This window comes from Flavobacterium microcysteis (assembly GCF_006385255.1).
GTDB lineage: Bacteria > Bacteroidota > Bacteroidia > Flavobacteriales > Flavobacteriaceae > Flavobacterium > Flavobacterium microcysteis.
Map to the genome: position 1 here is coordinate 14,426 of NZ_VFJE01000050.1, position 16,835 is coordinate 31,260.

The following is a 16,835-nucleotide window of genomic DNA, read 5'->3' on the forward strand; positions in this document are numbered from 1 at the left end:
TTTCGCTAAGAAAAAACTTCTTTAAGCACTTCTAATGATTTTGGCTTTTTAAAGCCGTCCAGATGGAAACTGTAATAGTCAAGGATGATCTTTAGCAATTGCTGCCTCTCCTTTCCGTTAAAAACCTGCTGGTTGCTATCAAATCGCAAGGCAAGTAATTTCCTAAACAAGGTCGTTTCATTTTCCGAAAGACAAGACAACGATTGGAAAGGCGTAAAAATACCTTCTGTCATTTCAAAAAAAGCATAATCGTTAGTAGAGGCATCAGGGTAAAATCCTAGGAATTTGGTAATTTCCAAAAGCAGTATCAAGTGGAAATTGGCAATCTCGTCATGGCTGTCGAGCCATAAAAGAGCCGTTTCCAAAAAATGAAAAAGATCCTCGTTATTTTCCTCTTCACGAATGCTGTGGTGCAACATTTCTGAAAGAAAGATAATAATTGTGCTTTTTACAATATCGATATGTATAGTATGATAAGCAGCCCAAAGTTTGATTTCCTTAAAGCTTTCCAGCGTTCCCTTATTTTTATGCGCCGCTTCAATCTCGAGGATATTTAACGGTTGGAAATAGGCAATTTTCTGCTTGTTATTTTTACCGGAAAAAGCGTTATGAACAAAATAAGATTTCAGTCCATCAGTCTCAGTAAAACACTTTACGATCAGGCTTTTCTCCTGATATTTGAGCGAACTAATAACTATGGCTTTTGTCTTGACTAACATTTTGGAATTACGTATTTAAAATTATGAATTACGATAGTCTTATGGAATTCCTGATTTGTAATTCGTAATTTATCTTATTATCATGACTTTTTTGACCTTGGTTTCAGAACCATCTTTAGAAGACATGAATACCATATACACTCCGGAAGCTACTCTGTATTTTCCGAAAGCCTTAGACTTTTCTCCTGATATTTGAGTGAACTGATAACTATGGCTTTTGTCTTGACTAACATTTTTGGAATTACGAATTTGAAATTATGAATTACGATAGTCTATGGAATTTCTAATTCCTAATTTGTAATTCGTAATTTATCTAATTATCATGACTTTTTTGACCTTGGTTTCAGAACCGTCTTTAGAAGAAATGAATACCATATAGACTCCAGAAGCTACCCTGTATTTTCCAAAAGCTTTAGTGTCCCATTCAATAGTTCCTCCTTCGGAAGTGGTTTCATAAACAAGATTGCCTTCAATATCAGTGATTTTAATATTGGCATCGTTAATCAGGCCGCTTATCTTAACTGTCCCTAGAAATTCCGGGCGTACAGGATTCGGATAAATATACACCTGAGAAAGGTCATCATTGCCTTTAGTTGAAGTACCTTGGAAAGAAACAAGACCTGCTGTAGTTGCAAAAAACACTTCGCCTGTCACTGCATTAACATCAATATCGTTAATCGAATTGCTTGGCAACGGTGAATTGTCTCTCGTAAACCTGTGAATTGTCTCTTGCCCGTTCGAAGACACTAAGAAAACACCTGAATCGGCCGTCCCTATCCATTTGTTATTAGCTCCATCAACTACTATATCTGTAATAAACTGCTCATAAAGCAATTCTTGGGGAAGTCCATCTTCAATGATGATAATCGGATTGGTTTCCAAATCACCTTCTCCCATAAAACGGTCAACGCTTGGCAAGACTCTTAATCCTTGCATGGTACCTATCCAAAGCTGATTTCTGTTATCAACTGCTACAGCTATAGCATTTTTTATAAGCGGATTTCCGGCATCTTCTTGTGAGGCTGCCAATCTGAATTTGGCGGTGGCATTTTCATTAAAACCAATAACTCCGTTTAGAGAAGACACAAACCATTTTGTTCCGTTTTTATCGATTGCCATACGCCCGTAATCCTGTTCTAAATAACCGGTGGCAAAACCATCAATAGAATAGGACTGCCAGGAACCGCTAGCATTCAAAACTTTTATCGCATTCTTAACCCTTGAATTATTAAACCACAAATTCCCCGATCTGTCAAATCCGGCACCATTAATACGAACTGATTTATAATTTGGATCCGGAGTATATAAAAGTGATTCCGGGCCGTTTTGTGTAGTATGGTCATATTTTGTCACCACCACATCATTTTCTATTTTCAATAATCCAGAATGAAAAGAACTTACATACACCTGGTTTTCATTAGATGGATTTATGGTAATTCTTGAAAGCGAATGGGCTTGTAAAACATCACTATAGGGAATATTAAGCCAACCATTTTCAGAAAATTTGCTGATTCCGTTTGAGCTCACATCCGGAACATAAAACACATTATAACCTCCATACACTGCCCAAAGCTTACCTGTTGGTGTTGTTTGTATGGCAAAAATATTATTCTTTGACGGTCCGTCAGGCTTGATTACCCTAAATGTAGCCGTATTTAGCACCTCTGTCGAGACTATCCCGTTTTCTTTCGTACCAATATAAATTGTGCCATCAATAACGGTTGCACAATTGAAAGCAGCTGTCATTTCCGGAATACTGGTACTAACTATATGGGCTGTTTGTGAAAGGTTTTCATTATAGGTGTAAACGTGATTCTCAGTGGTCACAATCAGATTATTTTGATACGATCTAATATCTACCCCAGGCTGCATCAGGCTTGTTATGGTAGCAAATGCCGCTCCCGTATGCCTGGCAACTCTATTAGCACTTATCCCTACAATTTGGTTATTATGCGTTACGATTCCTGTCCAAACACCGTTGTCAAAAGTCTGCCATTGGTTGAAATCATTAAGATTTGGATTGGATAGGTCGGCTCTTCTAATACCGTTTTCTGCGGTGGCCACATAAATAAAGTTATTTAAAACTGTAGACTGGTAGGCTTTGACCTCTTGTCCGGCAGTTCCCAGCAAATAGGTATCGCCAAATCCAAGCGTTGCCAGATTATATTGTACTACCCCAAAATCACAGGAAATGTAAATCTTTCCATCATGTTCAAAAAAATGGTTGATTCGTTTTCGGTTTGGCGTAAGCCCTGCCTGATCACGGATTCCTGGAACAATCAAAATATTTCCGGTGCTTTCCGTAAGGATAAGTATCAATCCGTTAGCATGGCCTATAATTGTTTTATTAAAAGTCGGGCTGTAATAAACGGCTGTAATATCCTGACCAGAAAGTCCGTTAATTGTGGTTACAGTCTTTAGCTCATTGGTAGCCAAATTTTTGGAAAACAAGCTTTTTTGTGTAGCACCCGTTATTCTTGTAGGTGATTCTGTAAGATCGTTTACTTCATTATAGGAGAAATAGCCCTTCCATAACTGATTGTTCTGGGCAAAAGCGATTTGTATAAAAAAAGAAAAAAGAAAAATTAGGAATTGCTTTTTCATTATCGATTAGGAATTGCATACAAATATAATACAAACGGATATATTTCCCTTTTCATATATTTTATGTCTGAAACAGGCAAAAAAAATGCCCTCTAACTGAGGGCATTTATAGTATAGTAAGGATTTCCGATTATACAACTCCTTGTGCCAACATCGCATCGGCTACTTTTACAAAGCCTGCAATGTTTGCTCCTTTTACGTAATCAACATATCCTGTTCCGTCAGAACCATATTTTACACATGATGTGTGGATATCAAGCATAATTCTTTTCAATCTTTCGTCAACTTCTTCAGAAGTCCAGCTCAAACGCAATGAGTTCTGAGACATTTCAAGACCAGAAGTTGCTACTCCACCAGCATTTGATGCTTTACCCGGAGCAAAAAGAATTTTAGCTTTTTGGAAAACCTCAACTGCTTCAGGCGTTGAAGGCATGTTAGCTCCTTCGGCTACGCAGATACATCCGTTTGCTACTAATAATTTTGCTTCTTCTCCGTCTAATTCATTTTGGGTTGCACATGGCAAAGCGATATCACATTTTACTTCCCAAGGACGTTTTCCAGCCACATATTTTGCGCTTGGATATTTTTTAGTGTACTCGCTGATTCTCGCATAGTCTACATTTTTAAGTTGCATAACATACGCTAGTTTTTCAGCATCAATTCCGTCTGCATCATAAATGTATCCAGCCGAATCTGACAATGTAACTACTTTACCACCTAATTGAGTTGCTTTTTCTGCTGCGTATTGGGCTACGTTTCCAGAACCGGAAACCACAACCGTTTTGCCTTCAAAACTTTGTCCTTTAGTCTGAAGCATACTTTGTGCAAAATACACATCGCCATAACCTGTAGCTTCAGGACGAATAAGAGAACCTCCAAAAGAAATTCCTTTACCAGTCAAAACACCTGTAAATTCATTTCTAAGTCTTTTGTACTGGCCAAACATATAGCCTACTTCTCTTCCTCCAACACCAATATCTCCAGCAGGAACGTCAGTGTTGTCACCAATATGCTTTGACAATTCCGTCATAAATGCCTGGCAGAATTTCATGATTTCGTTATCTGATTTTCCTTTCGGATCAAAATCAGCACCACCTTTTCCACCGCCCATTGGCAATGTGGTCAAGCTGTTTTTAAATGTCTGCTCAAAAGCAAGGAATTTTAAGATACTTAAGTTTACGGAAGGATGGAAACGGATACCTCCTTTGTAAGGTCCGATTGCCGAATTCATCTGGATTCTGTAGCCACGGTTTACCTTAGTATTTCCGGCATCATCCATCCAGCTTACTCTGAACATGACAACACGTTCAGCTTCGACCATTCTTTCCAAAAGCATCTTGTTTTGGTATTTTTTATTTTCTTCGATAAAAGGAATTACAGTCTCTGCAACTTCTTTTACAGCCTGTAGAAATTCAGGCTCATTAGGATTTCTTGTAGCAACTGCTTCAACAAAAGAGTTAATACTTTCTGACATGATTATTAAGTAGTTATTAACGTTTTCAATGAAAACGTTTTCGTTTGATAGCACAAAGATACATCTTCTCCAAATACGTGAAGTTTTTTTTTTGATTATCAATAGATTTATTTTTTTATGAGAAAATCTTAAACAAATCCATTTTTAGCGGGGTGATTTTAGAGTTTTTATGATATTTTTCGAGGCAAAAAACTATTTTTCTTTTTTTTTTATAAGTGCCTGATGTTTTTATATATTTGTCTCGAATTCTTTAAATTTGATTAGATGCCCAGAATCTATTTTTTAATTCTAGCATTAGCTTTTGGAGGGCTGAATACGGCTTTTGCCCAATTTGGCTTTTCGCATGAGATTGGTGTAATCGTGGGTCCTGTAGCACTGCAATCAGACTATGGAGAGCGCCATGACTTAAGCACAAACGCTGGAAACACAGGAATTGGGGTTGGAATTATTCACTACCTTAACTTTTCTTATAAAGCAGAATGTAACTGTTATGCACGTGAGACATTTTTCAACGACCACTTTAAAGTGAGAACAGAATTGTCTTACAGCAAGACTAATTTGCAGCACTTCGGAAAATGGGTAGATGACAGCAAAACTAGTGTTACAGCTCAACAGCTAAGAAACATGAGAGGAAGCACTGCTATTACGAATATCGGAATGCAGCTTGAATATTATCCGCTAAGTATCCGTGACTTTACGGCTTCTAATGGAAGCTGGGCGCCTTTTGTGAGCTTAGGGGCTCAATTCAGCCATTACAATCCGGAAGCGAAGTCTACAACTGGCCCGTTAACAATTATCAATACACCTGTAAAATACCGTGATGCTTTTAAAAACGAATCAGGAACTGTATGGTCTGTCGTTTCAAGTGTAGGAACCCGATACAAACTGAATGAATTATCAGATTTGATGGTAGACTTGAGATTCCAGTATTATTTCTCTGACTGGGTTGACGGATTACGACCAGATCCAGCTCGTTATTCAGAAAACAAAGCCAATGACTGGTTGGTTTGGTTTAACGTAGGTTATATCTACTATTTGAATTAAAATAAAATATCCCAAAATAAAAAAGTCCCGATTTTCATCGGGACTTTTCTTTTTATTGCAATGCCTGTTTTAGGTCTTCAATCAAGTCATCGATATCTTCGATACCTACACTTAAACGAACCAGGTCATCTGTAATTCCTATTTCTTTTCTTTTATCTTCCGGAATAGAAGCGTGTGTCATCAGAGCTGGGTGGTTTGCCAATGATTCCACTCCTCCTAAAGATTCAGCCAAAGTAAATACTTGTAGTTTTTCCAAGAAACGAACAGCATCTTCTTTTTTTCCTGATTCAAAAGTAAAAGAAACCATACCTCCAAAACCGTTCTTCATTTGTTTTTTAGCAATTTCGTGGAACGGATGCGATTCCAATCCCGGATAAAAAACAGTTTTTATTTTTGGATGGTTGCTCAAAAACTCCGTAACCTTTGCTCCATTCTCGCAATGTCTCTGAACTCTTAAATGCAAAGTCTTGATTCCTCTCAATACTAAAAATGAATCCTGGGGACCCAATGTAGCACCAGTAGCAAATTGTTGGAAATGCAACTGTTCTGCCAAAGCCTCATCTTTCACAACCAAAGCACCTGCAATAACATCAGAGTGCCCACCAAGATATTTTGTTGCCGAATGCATAACGATATCTGCTCCTAAATCCAATGGCTTTTGTAAGTATGGAGTAGCAAAAGTATTATCGACAGCAAAAAGCAGCTTGTGTTCTTTTGTTATTTTGGCAATAGCTTCAATATCTGCTAATTTCATCAAAGGATTGGTTGGTGTTTCTACCCATACCAGTTTTGTATTTTCGTTGATTAGCGATTTGAATTTCTCCAAATCATTCATATCAACAAAATGAAACTTGATGCCAGAATTTTTATAAATTCTCGTAAACATTCTGTAAGTTCCACCATATAAATCGTCCATGGCAATAACCTCATCTCCTGCCTGGAAAGATCTCAAAACGCAATCTGTTGCTGCTAATCCTGAAGAAAAAGCAAGACCTTTTACTCCGTTTTCAATACTTGCCAAAGCATTTTCTAAGGCCGTACGAGTTGGGTTGGCTGCTCTGCTGTATTCATAATCTCCAATAGGCTGTCCTGGGCTTGACTGTACAAAGGTAGAAGTCTGGTAAACTGGCGGCATTACGGCTCCTGTACTAGGATCGTGATGCTGTCCGCCATGGATCACTTTAGTGTTAAATTTCATATAAATGATTATTTAAGTATCAATATTTTGGACAAATTTACCTTTTAATTTTATTCTAAAAACGCTATATTTATAAATAATTAACACTGCAGTCATGAAACGTCTCTTATTATTTATCGCAATACCGCTTGTTTTTGCAAGCTGTCAGAAAGACAAAAAAGAAGGATCTGAATTGAAAACAGTTGATTTCCAATCCAAAACTTTTGAAAAGAAGACAACACTGCCTTGCAAGGGCGATCTTTGTGCCGAAGTAAAGATAACGGTTCCGGAAGCTTCTGCTGTTCCGGTAGTAGCAGACAGCATCAATAAGAAAATCTTCAATACGGTTCGTGGTATTGTCTATTTTGGTGAGAAGCCATACAACGGAAAAAACTATGAAGAAATCATGGCTTCCTTTATCAATTCGTATGAGGAGTTGAAAAAAGAATTTCCTGATGAAACTTTAGGTTGGGAAGCAAAAATAGATGCCAAAGTAGATTACACTTCAGACAAAGTCTTAAATATCAAATTGCATCATTACACCTACACAGGCGGTGCCCATGGTTATGATGGAAACCGTTCGTTGCTTTTTAATCCTGAAACAGGAAAAGAATTGACCCGAAAAGATTTCCTGAAAGATGAAGCCGACTTTAAGGCTTTTGCCGAAAAGGAATTCCGAGCAAAATATAAGATTCCCGCAGGTGCCATAAATGCAACAGGACTGATGTTTGAAAATGAAGTCTTTGACCTTCCGCAAAGTATTTTCTTCACACCAAAAGGACTGCTGTTATATTATAACACCTACGAAATTGCTTCTTATGCTGACGGCCCTAAAGAACTATTGTTGCCTTACGACCAGCTAAAAAATTATCTTCTTATCAAATAAGGCTACACAAATTTGCGAATGCTCATCATCATTCCCAAATGCATGGCTTCATGATAATAATTATAGGCAATTGCGCCTTCTGCACTTCGGATTGTAAATCCTAAATTATTTGTGAATTCGTGATAGGTTTTAAAAATCTGGTTGTCAAAATCAGCTTGGGTTTGCTCGACAGTTACATAAAGTAGTCGCTTTATCTCATCGACTTCTTCTTGCGTCACATCAGCTTCCGGCTTGGTTCCTTTTTGGTATTTCGAAATCATTTCGTCAGAAATCATTGTAGAAAGTCCGGACAATTTATAAACCAACAATTGCTGTACGACAATAATATGACCAATGTTCCAGATCAAATTATTATTAAAACCTTCAGGAACTTTGTTTAGTTGTTCTAAAGAATAATTTTGCAGATAGTTTTCTAAAACTTTTCTGTTCTGCAGAGTGATATTGAATGCTTCGTGCATGGTATTTATTAATTAAAAAGTTGTTTTTGAAATGAGACCGCTGTTTTTTTCTTAATCTGGTATTGAGCGGATTTTGAAAAACACTTTCCCTTTCTCTCCATTGTCTTTCACATCCAGTGAAAGATCACCTGAAATCATCTTACATGTTTTTCTATCCAAAACATACTGCCCTGTCGCTACATTATCGAAATAGCCTTTTTCATTTTTAAGCCTTGAAGTTATAGAAACAATAATCTCTTTGTCATTAATCTCTGTTATTTTATAAGTAGAGGTAGTTTTAATTTTTGCCAACGGTTCTTCCCGTTCTGCTTCCCATTCAGAACCCATCCCAACCGGTTCTTCCGGAAAAGGAATATAGATATTAGAAATATTAATAATCTGATCCGTAGGTCTGCGTCTCTCTCCGTTTTTGTTTCTGAAAGATTCTATTACTTTTCCTTTATTATTTACGGAAACCTGAAAGGACTGATTCAATATCTGTTGAAGTTCTTGATGCATGTTTTTTTCTTCATCCGTCATTTCGTTAATATCCTTATTAGAATCATAACTCCCATTTTCTCCAAAAGCCCCTGAAGTCATACTCAGCCTGGCAACTTTTACACCAATCACATTCCTGTCAGGTTTTACAGCTTCTGTTGTGAACCTCATCTCTATAATACTCTGACTGTTTACAAGACTCCCTTTTATTACCGTAGCTACATATACTCTATCTACTTGTCCAACCTCAAGTTTTAATTTCAAGTCAATAGTTTCTTTTTTAGCGCAACCAAATAAAATTGCCATAATTCCTCCAAGAAGGAGTCCGCCGATAATCTTAGATTTCATATTTATAATTTGCCGATAATTTTGATAAAAATACAGCTTTTAAACTTTAAATGATTTTTCTTTGTACTATTAAATTTCACTCCAATGAACAATAAAATATATTACTTAAGCTCTTGCGATACCTGCCGAAAAATCATAAAGTCGCTTCCTAATACGGACAGGCTGGAATTTCATGATATCCGCCAAAATCCTATTACTGAAGCAGAATTAGAAGAAATGTACAAGCTGTCTGGAAGCTATGAGGCACTATTCAGCAAAAAGGCACAGCTTTACAAATCACTGGATTTGAAAAACAAAAATCTGCAGGAAGCTGATTTTAAAAAATACCTTCTGGAACATTATACTTTTTTGAGCCGTCCGGTTTTTATCATTGATGGAAAAATCTATATCGGCAATAGCCAGAAGAATATCCTTGAAGTGACCAAAGTGCTTTCGTAAGATGTCTACCCGAAATTGGGCCTTATTAGGCGCCCTGATGGTTTCGATTATTTATGGCGTGACCTTTACGATTGCCAAAGATGTAATGCCGGAGTTTGTCAAGCCTTTCGGATTTATCGTCTTGCGGGTTGGCGGTTCAACATTGCTGTTTTGGCTTGTCGCACTTTTCTTAAAAACAGAAAAAATTGCCTTAAATGATTTCCCAAGAATCATTGCTTCAGCTTTTTTTGGGGTGGCTTTTAACATGCTTACTTTTTTCGAAGGATTAAGTCTTACTTCGCCAATTATGGCTTCGGTAATTATGGTTACGACACCTATGATTGTACTGCTTCTTTCCGCCATAATCATGAAGGAAAAAATTCTGAAATGGAAAGCTTTCGGGATTCTATTGGGATTGGCAGGAACTTTACTGTTGATTTTATACGGAAAAAGCGTAGGCAATGCTTCCAATGCCATGTGGGGCAACTTTTTGGTTTTTGTCAATGCTGTTTCTTATGGTTTTTACCTGATTATCGTCAAAAAACTAATGGAAAAATACAGTGCTTTTTCATTCGTCAAATGGATTTACCTTTTCGGATTTATTATGGTACTGCCTTTTGGATGGAAACAGGTTCAAGAAATAGAATGGGCCGTTATTCCAACACCTGTATATGCTAAAATCCTTTTTGTTGTTGTAATATCTACATTCCTGACCTATCTGCTGAATCTTTTGTCAATGAAAGAACTCAAGCCTACGATTGTGGCTGTTTTTATCTATTTGCAGCCGTTTTTCGCAACACTGTTCGCTATTGGTTTAGGAAAAGACCAACTGAGTTTGATTAAGATAATTTCTGCCGGAATGATTTTTCTGGGAATCTATCTTGTAACGCAAAAGAAAAAAAACATACTAACAAACTGATTCAAATCCTTAATTGGATAAGAATCTAATTTCAAGCGTCTGAAAACGGACTCAATACTTTTTATTACATTTGTAGCTACTTAAATTGGAATATGATACAATCAATGACTGGTTTCGGCAAAGCAACTTTGCAATTGCCTAACAAAAAAATTACCGTTGAAATCAAATCCTTAAACAGCAAAAGTTTGGATTTGAATGTGAGAACGCCTTATGTTTATCGCGAAATGGAATTGACGCTCCGAAATCAGATTGCTCAGAAATTAGAAAGAGGAAAAGTAGACTTTTCTTTATTTATAGAAATCACCGGCGAAGAAACTTCGTCCAAGATCAATGTGCCTATCGTAAAAGCCTATATCAATCAGCTGAGACAAGTTGTTGATGGTGATGATACGGAACTACTCAAAATGGCTGTCAGAATGCCGGATGCGCTAAAAACCGAACGTGAGGAATTAGACGAAAATGAATGGAAAATCATACAAGGTGTTATTGACCAAGGATTGAAAAACATTCAGGAATTCAGAACTTCAGAAGGTATTGCGCTTGAAAAAGAATTCCTTATCAGAATTGGCAACATTCTTGCGTTAATGAAAGAGACTGTAGCTTTAGATGGCGAAAGGATTGAAACGGTAAAAAACCGCCTAAAAACTGCTATCGAAGAACTGAATGTCAATGTTGACGAAAATCGCTTTGAGCAGGAACTTATTTTCTATCTTGAAAAATACGATATTACAGAGGAAAAAGTACGTTTGGAAAACCACTTGAATTATTTCATGGAAACATTGGCAGGAAACGAAGCCAATGGTAGAAAATTAGGCTTTATTACTCAGGAAATTGGTAGAGAAATCAATACAATGGGTTCCAAATCCAACCATGCACAAATGCAGAAGCTTGTCGTCCAGATGAAAGACGAACTGGAAAAAATCAAAGAACAAGTTTTGAACGTTTTGTAAAAACAAACAACAACGCAACAATGAATAATGGCAAATTAATAGTATTTTCGGCTCCTTCTGGCTCTGGAAAGACTACGATAGTACGATACCTTTTAGCTCAAAAAGAACTGCACCTGGATTTTTCTATTTCGGCAACTTCGCGTGAAAAAAGAGGAGAAGAAATCAACGGCAGGGATTATTATTTTCTATCTGCAGAAGAATTCCAAAAAAAAATACAGGAAAATGCTTTTGTCGAATACGAAGAAGTTTACAAAGACAATTATTATGGCACCCTAAAAAGCGAACTGGAACGAATCTGGGCAGACGGAAAGCATGTCATATTTGACATTGACGTAATCGGTGGCCTGAATATAAAAAAGCAATACCCAAAACAGACCTTAGCAGTATTTGTGAGTCCTCCATCTGTAGAAGAATTGGAAAGAAGACTTCGTTTTCGTCAGACTGAAACCGACGAAAAGATACAAATGCGTATTGCTAAAGCCGAGAAAGAAATTGCCAAAGCCGAAGAATTTGACGTAATCCTAAAAAATTACGACCTTGAAATAGCGAAAAATGACGCTTATAAGTTGGTTTACGATTATTTGAAAATGATTTAATGAGGTGCTGAGGCATTAAGGTTCTAAGGACCTTAGCAACTCAGAACCTTAGTCGCTTAGAGCCTTAACAAATGAAAATAGGATTATACTTCGGAACGTTTAACCCAATCCATGTAGGTCATATGATTATTGCCAACCACATGGCTGAATTTTCAGATCTAGATCAGGTATGGATGGTTGTGACGCCACATAATCCTCTCAAGAAAAAAAGTACTTTGCTGGAAGACCATCATAGGCTTCAGATGGTTTTTCTGGCAACGGAAGACTATCCAAAGTTAAAACCTTCCGATATTGAATTTAAGCTGCCACAGCCAAATTATACGGTAAATACGTTAGCCTATCTTCAGGAAAAGTTTCTCCAATATGAATTTTCTTTAATTATGGGCGAAGACAACCTCAACTCTTTCCATAAGTGGAAAAACTATGATGTTATCCTCCAAAATCATGATATTTATGTTTATCCGAGAATTTCTGATGAGATTATCAGTCAGGAATTTACAGGGCATCCAAAAATCCATGTCATTGACGCTCCAGTAGTCGAAATTTCTTCGACTAAAATTCGGGAAAGTATCAAAAATGGAAAAAATGCAAGACCTATGCTTCCTGAAAAGGTATGGGATTATATCGATCATAATTTATTTTACAAAAAGTAGATTTCAGCCACAGATTATGAGATTAAAATAATTTTATCAGTAGCAAAATCAGCGAGAATCATTCCAATCTACGGCTAAAAATAAGAAGTAAGTTTATGCCACAGATTATGAGATTAAAATGATTTTATCAGCACGACAAAATCAGTGGAAATCATTTCAATCAGTGGCAAAAAAAGTAGATTTTAACCGCCCATTATAAAGGCTAAAAAAATGAGTCAACTATTACGTCAGCAAATCGAGAAAATCACGCCGCTAACTGATGGCGAATTCGATTATATACTGTCGCATTTTACTCCCAAAAAATACAAAAAACACCAATTTTTAATCCAGGAAGGCGAAGATGTCCCTAACGACTTTTTCGTTTTAGACGGTTGCCTAAAAGCTTATCATGTTAGCCAGGACGGAAAAGAACATATTCTTCAATTTGCACTTCCAGACTGGTGGATTTGTGATTTCAACGCTTATTTCAATCAGACAAAAGCTACCCTAAATATTGACTGTATAGAAGACACAGAGGTACTTTGTCTTTCTCTATACAACCGAGAAAAGCTCTGCTCTGAAATGCATAAGATTGAGCATTTTTTTCGCAGAAAATCCAATTCCGGATACATCGCCCTACAGCAGAGAATCTTGTCCATGCTGAATAACAATCCGCAGGAACGTTATGAAAAATTACTTCAGCTCTATCCTGCCTTATTCCAAAAAGTCCCTAAAAAACTGATTGCTTCCTATCTGGGCGTTTCAAGAGAAACCCTGAGCCGTTTTAGTTCATAAGTGTGACAATTGTCACTTCAAATTGGTGACTTTTTACCTTTTCAGACCCTAAATTTCTTCTGAATTTTGTAACTTAATTCTAAAGAAAGTTACTATGAGAAAAATAATCACTCCGGGTTTGATGGCTATTGCATTTTTTGCCCTTTTCTTAAACCCTGATTTTGCAAACGCACAAACTAAAAAATCAAAAAAGATGGAAAAGAAAATCTTATTTGTGGTTTCGAGCCATGACAAAAAAGGAAGCACAGGCGAACCAACCGGTTATTATCTGGGAGAAGTTACCCATGCCTGGGAAGCCTTAAAAAATGACTATACAATTGATTTCGTAAGCCCAAAAGGCGGAACACCACCTGTTGACGGTTTTGACTTGAACGACCCTATTAACAAGCAATTTTGGGATGATACTGTTTACCACAGCAAAATCAATAATTCGATGAAACCGTCACAAGTAAACCCGAAAGAATATGTTGCTATTTACTATGCTGGTGGACATGGTGCTATGTGGGATTTTGCAGAAAATACAGAAATTGCTAAAATCGCAACTGCTATTTATGAAAACAATGGGGTTGTTGGAGCCGTATGCCACGGACCAGCCGGATTAGTAAATATTAAATTAAGCAATGGCAAGTATTTAGTAGACGGTAAAAAAGTAAACGCCTTTACAAATGAGGAAGAAATCGCAGTTAAATTAGAAAAAGTGGTTCCGTTTGCTTTGGAAACAAAACTGATTGAGCGTGGTGCAAAATTTGAAAAATCAGGATTATGGCAGCCTCATGTTACGGTTGATGGAAGACTGATAACTGGCCAAAATCCGCAATCCGCAAAAGGTGTTGGAGAAGCCATTTTAAAAGAGCTGAAATCGCTGGGGAAATAATTTCATGAATAAAAAAAGCCTAAACGTTACCGTTTAGGCTTTTTTTATTATTATTTTTTAATCGTCTCCCGAATCTCCGCAAGAGAGTGATTAACGAGTAGTTTTCCATCTCTGAAAACTTCTTTCAGCTCGCCTTTTCTTTCTTCATCCCAAGAAACCTGATCTACGAGTTTATAGGTTCCGTTTTCCAATTCAATTTTCATCAATCCTTTTGCTGATTTTTTTGTTCCGTCATCTGTAATCGGATCTTTAAAAATAGCTCTTCCTTCTCCGTTTACTTCTCCATAAGTCGCTTTCATCGCAAAACCAAAAGTATCTCTGGTATTGTATTGGTACGTAAACGATCCTATTCCCAAAACCACATTCGTAGAAGCAAAACCTTTTTCTTTTAGCTTTTCGCAGATTTTTGTTGCTCGTTCAACTGTGATGCTATCGCCATAAATCGCTCCTATTTGCGACACTAGTTCTTTATAACCTTTATCATTAGTAGTTCCTCCAAAAACATCCCATAACAGCTCTATGACCCCTTTTCTTTCTTCTTCGGTTTTTCCATAAGGATTACCACATAAAATATGAATCGGATCTCCACTATCCGGTCTAACTACTACTTTTCCTTCTCTGGAAATGATATCATTTTTAAGTCTTGGCAAATAGTCTGTCAAAACCTTCCATAAATCCCAGGTATCAGAAACAATAGAAACAATACCTTTTGGATATACTTTTGTAATCAGTCGTTCAAAGGTTTCAAACTCGCCTTCAGTAGTTCCCATACACATAACTGAATGTTCAGTAGCTGCTACAGAACCGCCAATAAGTTCATTATCAGAATTTGCATTATAATATTCTTCAAAAAAATCAATTGCCGGAATCGTATCAGTACCCGTAAAACTCAGCAAATGTCCTGCTGCAGAAGTCACTGCCGCTTCCACTCCACCCATTCCCCGCATAGAGAAATCGTGTGCCTGCCAGTTTACAAATTCCGGCACAGAAGAAGTTTCTTCTGCAAAACGGTCCAAAACTTTTCGGTATTGTTTTGCTATGGTTGCCGAATTGCAAGGCAGCCAAATTACGGCAGAAAGCAAGGTTTCAAAATAGTTAGTCAGCCAGAAAAATTCTGGTTTCGTATTGTACATCGTAAACATAGGAACACGAATAGGAACACTTGCTCCTTCAGGCAAAGCCTTAAAAACCATAGGAATGTATCCTAAATCATGCAAATCTTCAATATGCTTTGTACCGACTTGATTTTCGCCTAAATAATTGTTGATTCTTCGCGCATATTTTTTCACGACCTCCTCTTTTGGTTGCTTAAAAAAAACCCGTTCAAAATCTTCAATAATATATTTCTTGATGAAGTACTGCAATCCAAAAAAGACTACTTCCTCTACATTTTCAATTCTTGATTTTCTTGGTGTCCAGTTAGAATAAACGAGTGTTGTTCCATCTGGGTATTGTCTTCTGTGATCGACTTTGTATCCGTCTGTTAATAAGAGTGGGTTCATATTTATTTTTTGAATATTGTTTTTACTATTTCTGTTGCAAATTTTCGATCGAGGTTTTTCATTTCCTCACTTAAATCTTTATAATCCATAAAACATTCATCTTTCCAACGAGTTCTTCTTTCTATTGAGATATTAGGCTCTGATTGCAATAGTTCTTTCGCCCAAATCATCCAATGGTTATGAACTTGTTCTGAAACCAATTCGATAATTTCATTCTGATTCTCTATGTAATTTTTAATTTCTTCCTTTTTCATTTGGATATAATTCAACAAGTGGGTCGCTTTGCCAAAACAGTTTTGATTCTATGTCTAAAACGGAGAGCTTTCCTTTAAAAGCAGCTCCTGTATCTATATTCCAGACATTCATAGCATTCATAGGAATATCCTTATTGAAATTTGTTGTTGGTGTATGACCGATATAGATTTCGTGATAATGGCGTAATAGTTTCGGATAAGTAAACAGCTCTTCGTCAATATTTTTATCCATTGCTAAAACCATTTCCCATAAAGTCCTGTCAAAATAATAATTGGACTCATACTCTTCTTTTTCAACTCCATGGATTGAGGTATATCCGGCATGAATAAAAAGTCTTTCCTCTTCGTCAATATAGAAATTTTTTAAGTTTTCAAAAAAGGATTTGTGTTCTGGATGAGTCAATAAACCTGTTTTCAAATAACTTTCTTTGGTAGCCCTTCCACCATTTTCTTCCCACACAGGATTAGAAGCTCCTAACAACAACCATCTCCCGCACCACAAATCATGATTTCCTCTAATAAAAATACATTTTTGTTTTTTATCCAATTCCATCAAATAATCAATAACCTGAGCCGATTCACTCCAACCATCTACATAATCTCCTAAGAAAATCAGGGTGTCATCAGTCGTGACATTTGCTCGTTCTAAAACCTGAATCAGGGCTTTAAATCCACCGTGGATATCACCTATAACTAAAGTTCTCATGGA

The 16,835-nt window shown here is 36.8% G+C and carries 18 protein-coding genes; 9 read left to right on the forward strand and 9 right to left on the reverse strand.

What is annotated here, in order from left to right:
- Positions 1 to 5: 5 nt before the first annotated feature.
- The 3 genes from recO to gdhA form a co-directional block, all read right to left on the reverse strand.
- Entirely contained in the window at positions 6 to 719 is a 714-nt protein-coding gene (recO, locus tag FJA49_RS02770; RefSeq protein ID WP_139998624.1) for a DNA repair protein RecO, read from the reverse strand.
- A gap of 309 nt (positions 720 to 1,028) precedes the next feature.
- Positions 1,029 to 3,323, reverse strand: a complete 2,295-nt coding sequence (gene porZ / locus FJA49_RS02775) for a type IX secretion system anionic LPS delivery protein PorZ (RefSeq protein WP_139998626.1) — start codon at positions 3,321 to 3,323, stop codon at positions 1,029 to 1,031.
- 130 nt (positions 3,324 to 3,453) lie between these two features.
- Positions 3,454 to 4,797 (reverse strand): NADP-specific glutamate dehydrogenase, encoded by a 1,344-nt coding sequence (gene gdhA / locus FJA49_RS02780; protein WP_139998628.1) that lies wholly within the window; start codon positions 4,795 to 4,797, stop codon positions 3,454 to 3,456.
- A 264-nt stretch (positions 4,798 to 5,061) separates the two neighbouring features.
- On the opposite strand from gdhA, the gene FJA49_RS02785 reads away from it, so the two are divergent.
- Entirely contained in the window at positions 5,062 to 5,841 is a 780-nt protein-coding gene (locus tag FJA49_RS02785; RefSeq protein WP_139998630.1) for a THC0290_0291 family protein, read from the forward strand.
- Between the two features lie 52 nt (positions 5,842 to 5,893).
- Here FJA49_RS02785 and FJA49_RS02790 read toward each other — a convergent pair whose 3' ends face one another.
- Entirely contained in the window at positions 5,894 to 7,039 is a 1,146-nt protein-coding gene (locus FJA49_RS02790; RefSeq protein WP_139998631.1) for a cystathionine gamma-synthase, read from the reverse strand.
- Between the two features lie 94 nt (positions 7,040 to 7,133).
- Here FJA49_RS02790 and FJA49_RS02795 point away from each other — a divergent pair, with 94 nt between their 5' ends.
- On the forward strand, positions 7,134 to 7,904 hold the full coding sequence (locus FJA49_RS02795; protein WP_139998633.1) for a DUF3298 and DUF4163 domain-containing protein: 771 nt from the start codon (positions 7,134 to 7,136) through the stop codon (positions 7,902 to 7,904).
- A 2-nt stretch (positions 7,905 to 7,906) separates the two neighbouring features.
- Here FJA49_RS02795 and FJA49_RS02800 read toward each other — a convergent pair whose 3' ends face one another.
- Positions 7,907 to 8,362, reverse strand: coding sequence for a DinB family protein (locus tag FJA49_RS02800; RefSeq protein WP_139998635.1), 456 nt, complete (start codon positions 8,360 to 8,362; stop codon positions 7,907 to 7,909).
- A gap of 51 nt (positions 8,363 to 8,413) precedes the next feature.
- Positions 8,414 to 9,187: a hypothetical protein gene (locus FJA49_RS02805; protein ID WP_139998637.1), complete on the reverse strand. Its 774-nt coding sequence runs from the start codon at positions 9,185 to 9,187 to the stop codon at positions 8,414 to 8,416.
- An 84-nt stretch (positions 9,188 to 9,271) separates the two neighbouring features.
- Here FJA49_RS02805 and FJA49_RS02810 point away from each other — a divergent pair, with 84 nt between their 5' ends.
- From FJA49_RS02810 to FJA49_RS02840, 7 genes are all read left to right on the forward strand, one after another.
- Complete coding sequence (locus tag FJA49_RS02810; protein WP_139998639.1) at positions 9,272 to 9,625, forward strand: arsenate reductase family protein; 354 nt, start codon at positions 9,272 to 9,274, stop codon at positions 9,623 to 9,625.
- 1 nt (position 9,626) lies between these two features.
- Positions 9,627 to 10,523 carry a DMT family transporter gene (locus FJA49_RS02815; protein WP_139998641.1) on the forward strand — a complete coding sequence of 299 codons (897 nt, stop codon included), beginning with the start codon at positions 9,627 to 9,629 and terminating at the stop codon, positions 10,521 to 10,523.
- Positions 10,524 to 10,615: 92 nt separating this feature from the next.
- On the forward strand, positions 10,616 to 11,473 hold the full coding sequence (locus FJA49_RS02820; protein ID WP_139998643.1) for a YicC/YloC family endoribonuclease: 858 nt from the start codon (positions 10,616 to 10,618) through the stop codon (positions 11,471 to 11,473).
- Positions 11,474 to 11,493: 20 nt separating this feature from the next.
- Positions 11,494 to 12,069, forward strand: a complete 576-nt coding sequence (gmk, locus tag FJA49_RS02825; protein WP_139998645.1) for a guanylate kinase — start codon at positions 11,494 to 11,496, stop codon at positions 12,067 to 12,069.
- Positions 12,070 to 12,140: 71 nt separating this feature from the next.
- A complete protein-coding gene (gene nadD, locus FJA49_RS02830; protein WP_139998647.1) occupies positions 12,141 to 12,722 on the forward strand; it encodes a nicotinate (nicotinamide) nucleotide adenylyltransferase in 582 nt (193 codons plus the stop codon).
- Positions 12,723 to 12,932: 210 nt separating this feature from the next.
- Positions 12,933 to 13,496, forward strand: a complete 564-nt coding sequence (locus FJA49_RS02835; protein ID WP_139998649.1) for a Crp/Fnr family transcriptional regulator — start codon at positions 12,933 to 12,935, stop codon at positions 13,494 to 13,496.
- 94 nt (positions 13,497 to 13,590) lie between these two features.
- Positions 13,591 to 14,370: a type 1 glutamine amidotransferase domain-containing protein gene (locus FJA49_RS02840; protein WP_233590059.1), complete on the forward strand. Its 780-nt coding sequence runs from the start codon at positions 13,591 to 13,593 to the stop codon at positions 14,368 to 14,370.
- A gap of 50 nt (positions 14,371 to 14,420) precedes the next feature.
- Here FJA49_RS02840 and FJA49_RS02845 read toward each other — a convergent pair whose 3' ends face one another.
- Genes FJA49_RS02845 through FJA49_RS02855 form a run of 3 tightly spaced genes read right to left on the reverse strand, consistent with a single transcriptional unit; the run spans position 14,421 to position 16,832 of the window.
- Positions 14,421 to 15,872, reverse strand: a complete 1,452-nt coding sequence (locus FJA49_RS02845) for a nicotinate phosphoribosyltransferase (protein WP_139998651.1) — start codon at positions 15,870 to 15,872, stop codon at positions 14,421 to 14,423.
- A gap of 2 nt (positions 15,873 to 15,874) precedes the next feature.
- Positions 15,875 to 16,126 (reverse strand): RyR domain-containing protein, encoded by a 252-nt coding sequence (locus tag FJA49_RS02850; RefSeq protein WP_139998653.1) that lies wholly within the window; start codon positions 16,124 to 16,126, stop codon positions 15,875 to 15,877.
- Positions 16,107 to 16,832, reverse strand: a complete 726-nt coding sequence (locus FJA49_RS02855; protein WP_139998656.1) for a metallophosphoesterase family protein — start codon at positions 16,830 to 16,832, stop codon at positions 16,107 to 16,109. The genes FJA49_RS02850 and FJA49_RS02855 overlap by 20 nt, the downstream gene beginning before the upstream one ends.
- Positions 16,833 to 16,835 lie beyond the last annotated feature (3 nt).

Bases quoted from the DNA above. Each gene is read 5' to 3' on its own strand.
- FJA49_RS02805 (WP_139998637.1), bottom strand. From the start codon at position 9,187: ATGAAATCTAAGATTATCGGCGGACTCCTTCTTGGAGGAATTATGGCA.
- FJA49_RS02820 (WP_139998643.1), top strand. From the start codon at position 10,616: ATGATACAATCAATGACTGGTTTCGGCAAAGCAACTTTGCAATTGCCT.
- FJA49_RS02845 (WP_139998651.1), bottom strand. From the start codon at position 15,872: ATGAACCCACTCTTATTAACAGACGGATACAAAGTCGATCACAGAAGA.
- FJA49_RS02855 (WP_139998656.1), bottom strand. From the start codon at position 16,832: ATGAGAACTTTAGTTATAGGTGATATCCACGGTGGATTTAAAGCCCTG.
- FJA49_RS02850 (WP_139998653.1), bottom strand. From the start codon at position 16,126: ATGAAAAAGGAAGAAATTAAAAATTACATAGAGAATCAGAATGAAATT.
- FJA49_RS02810 (WP_139998639.1), top strand. From the start codon at position 9,272: ATGAACAATAAAATATATTACTTAAGCTCTTGCGATACCTGCCGAAAA.
- gdhA (WP_139998628.1), bottom strand. From the start codon at position 4,797: ATGTCAGAAAGTATTAACTCTTTTGTTGAAGCAGTTGCTACAAGAAAT.
- FJA49_RS02815 (WP_139998641.1), top strand. From the start codon at position 9,627: ATGTCTACCCGAAATTGGGCCTTATTAGGCGCCCTGATGGTTTCGATT.
- nadD (WP_139998647.1), top strand. From the start codon at position 12,141: ATGAAAATAGGATTATACTTCGGAACGTTTAACCCAATCCATGTAGGT.
- gmk (WP_139998645.1), top strand. From the start codon at position 11,494: ATGAATAATGGCAAATTAATAGTATTTTCGGCTCCTTCTGGCTCTGGA.
- FJA49_RS02835 (WP_139998649.1), top strand. From the start codon at position 12,933: ATGAGTCAACTATTACGTCAGCAAATCGAGAAAATCACGCCGCTAACT.
- FJA49_RS02785 (WP_139998630.1), top strand. From the start codon at position 5,062: ATGCCCAGAATCTATTTTTTAATTCTAGCATTAGCTTTTGGAGGGCTG.
- FJA49_RS02795 (WP_139998633.1), top strand. From the start codon at position 7,134: ATGAAACGTCTCTTATTATTTATCGCAATACCGCTTGTTTTTGCAAGC.
- FJA49_RS02790 (WP_139998631.1), bottom strand. From the start codon at position 7,039: ATGAAATTTAACACTAAAGTGATCCATGGCGGACAGCATCACGATCCT.
- porZ (WP_139998626.1), bottom strand. From the start codon at position 3,323: ATGAAAAAGCAATTCCTAATTTTTCTTTTTTCTTTTTTTATACAAATC.
- FJA49_RS02800 (WP_139998635.1), bottom strand. From the start codon at position 8,362: ATGCACGAAGCATTCAATATCACTCTGCAGAACAGAAAAGTTTTAGAA.
- FJA49_RS02840 (WP_233590059.1), top strand. From the start codon at position 13,591: ATGAGAAAAATAATCACTCCGGGTTTGATGGCTATTGCATTTTTTGCC.
- recO (WP_139998624.1), bottom strand. From the start codon at position 719: ATGTTAGTCAAGACAAAAGCCATAGTTATTAGTTCGCTCAAATATCAG.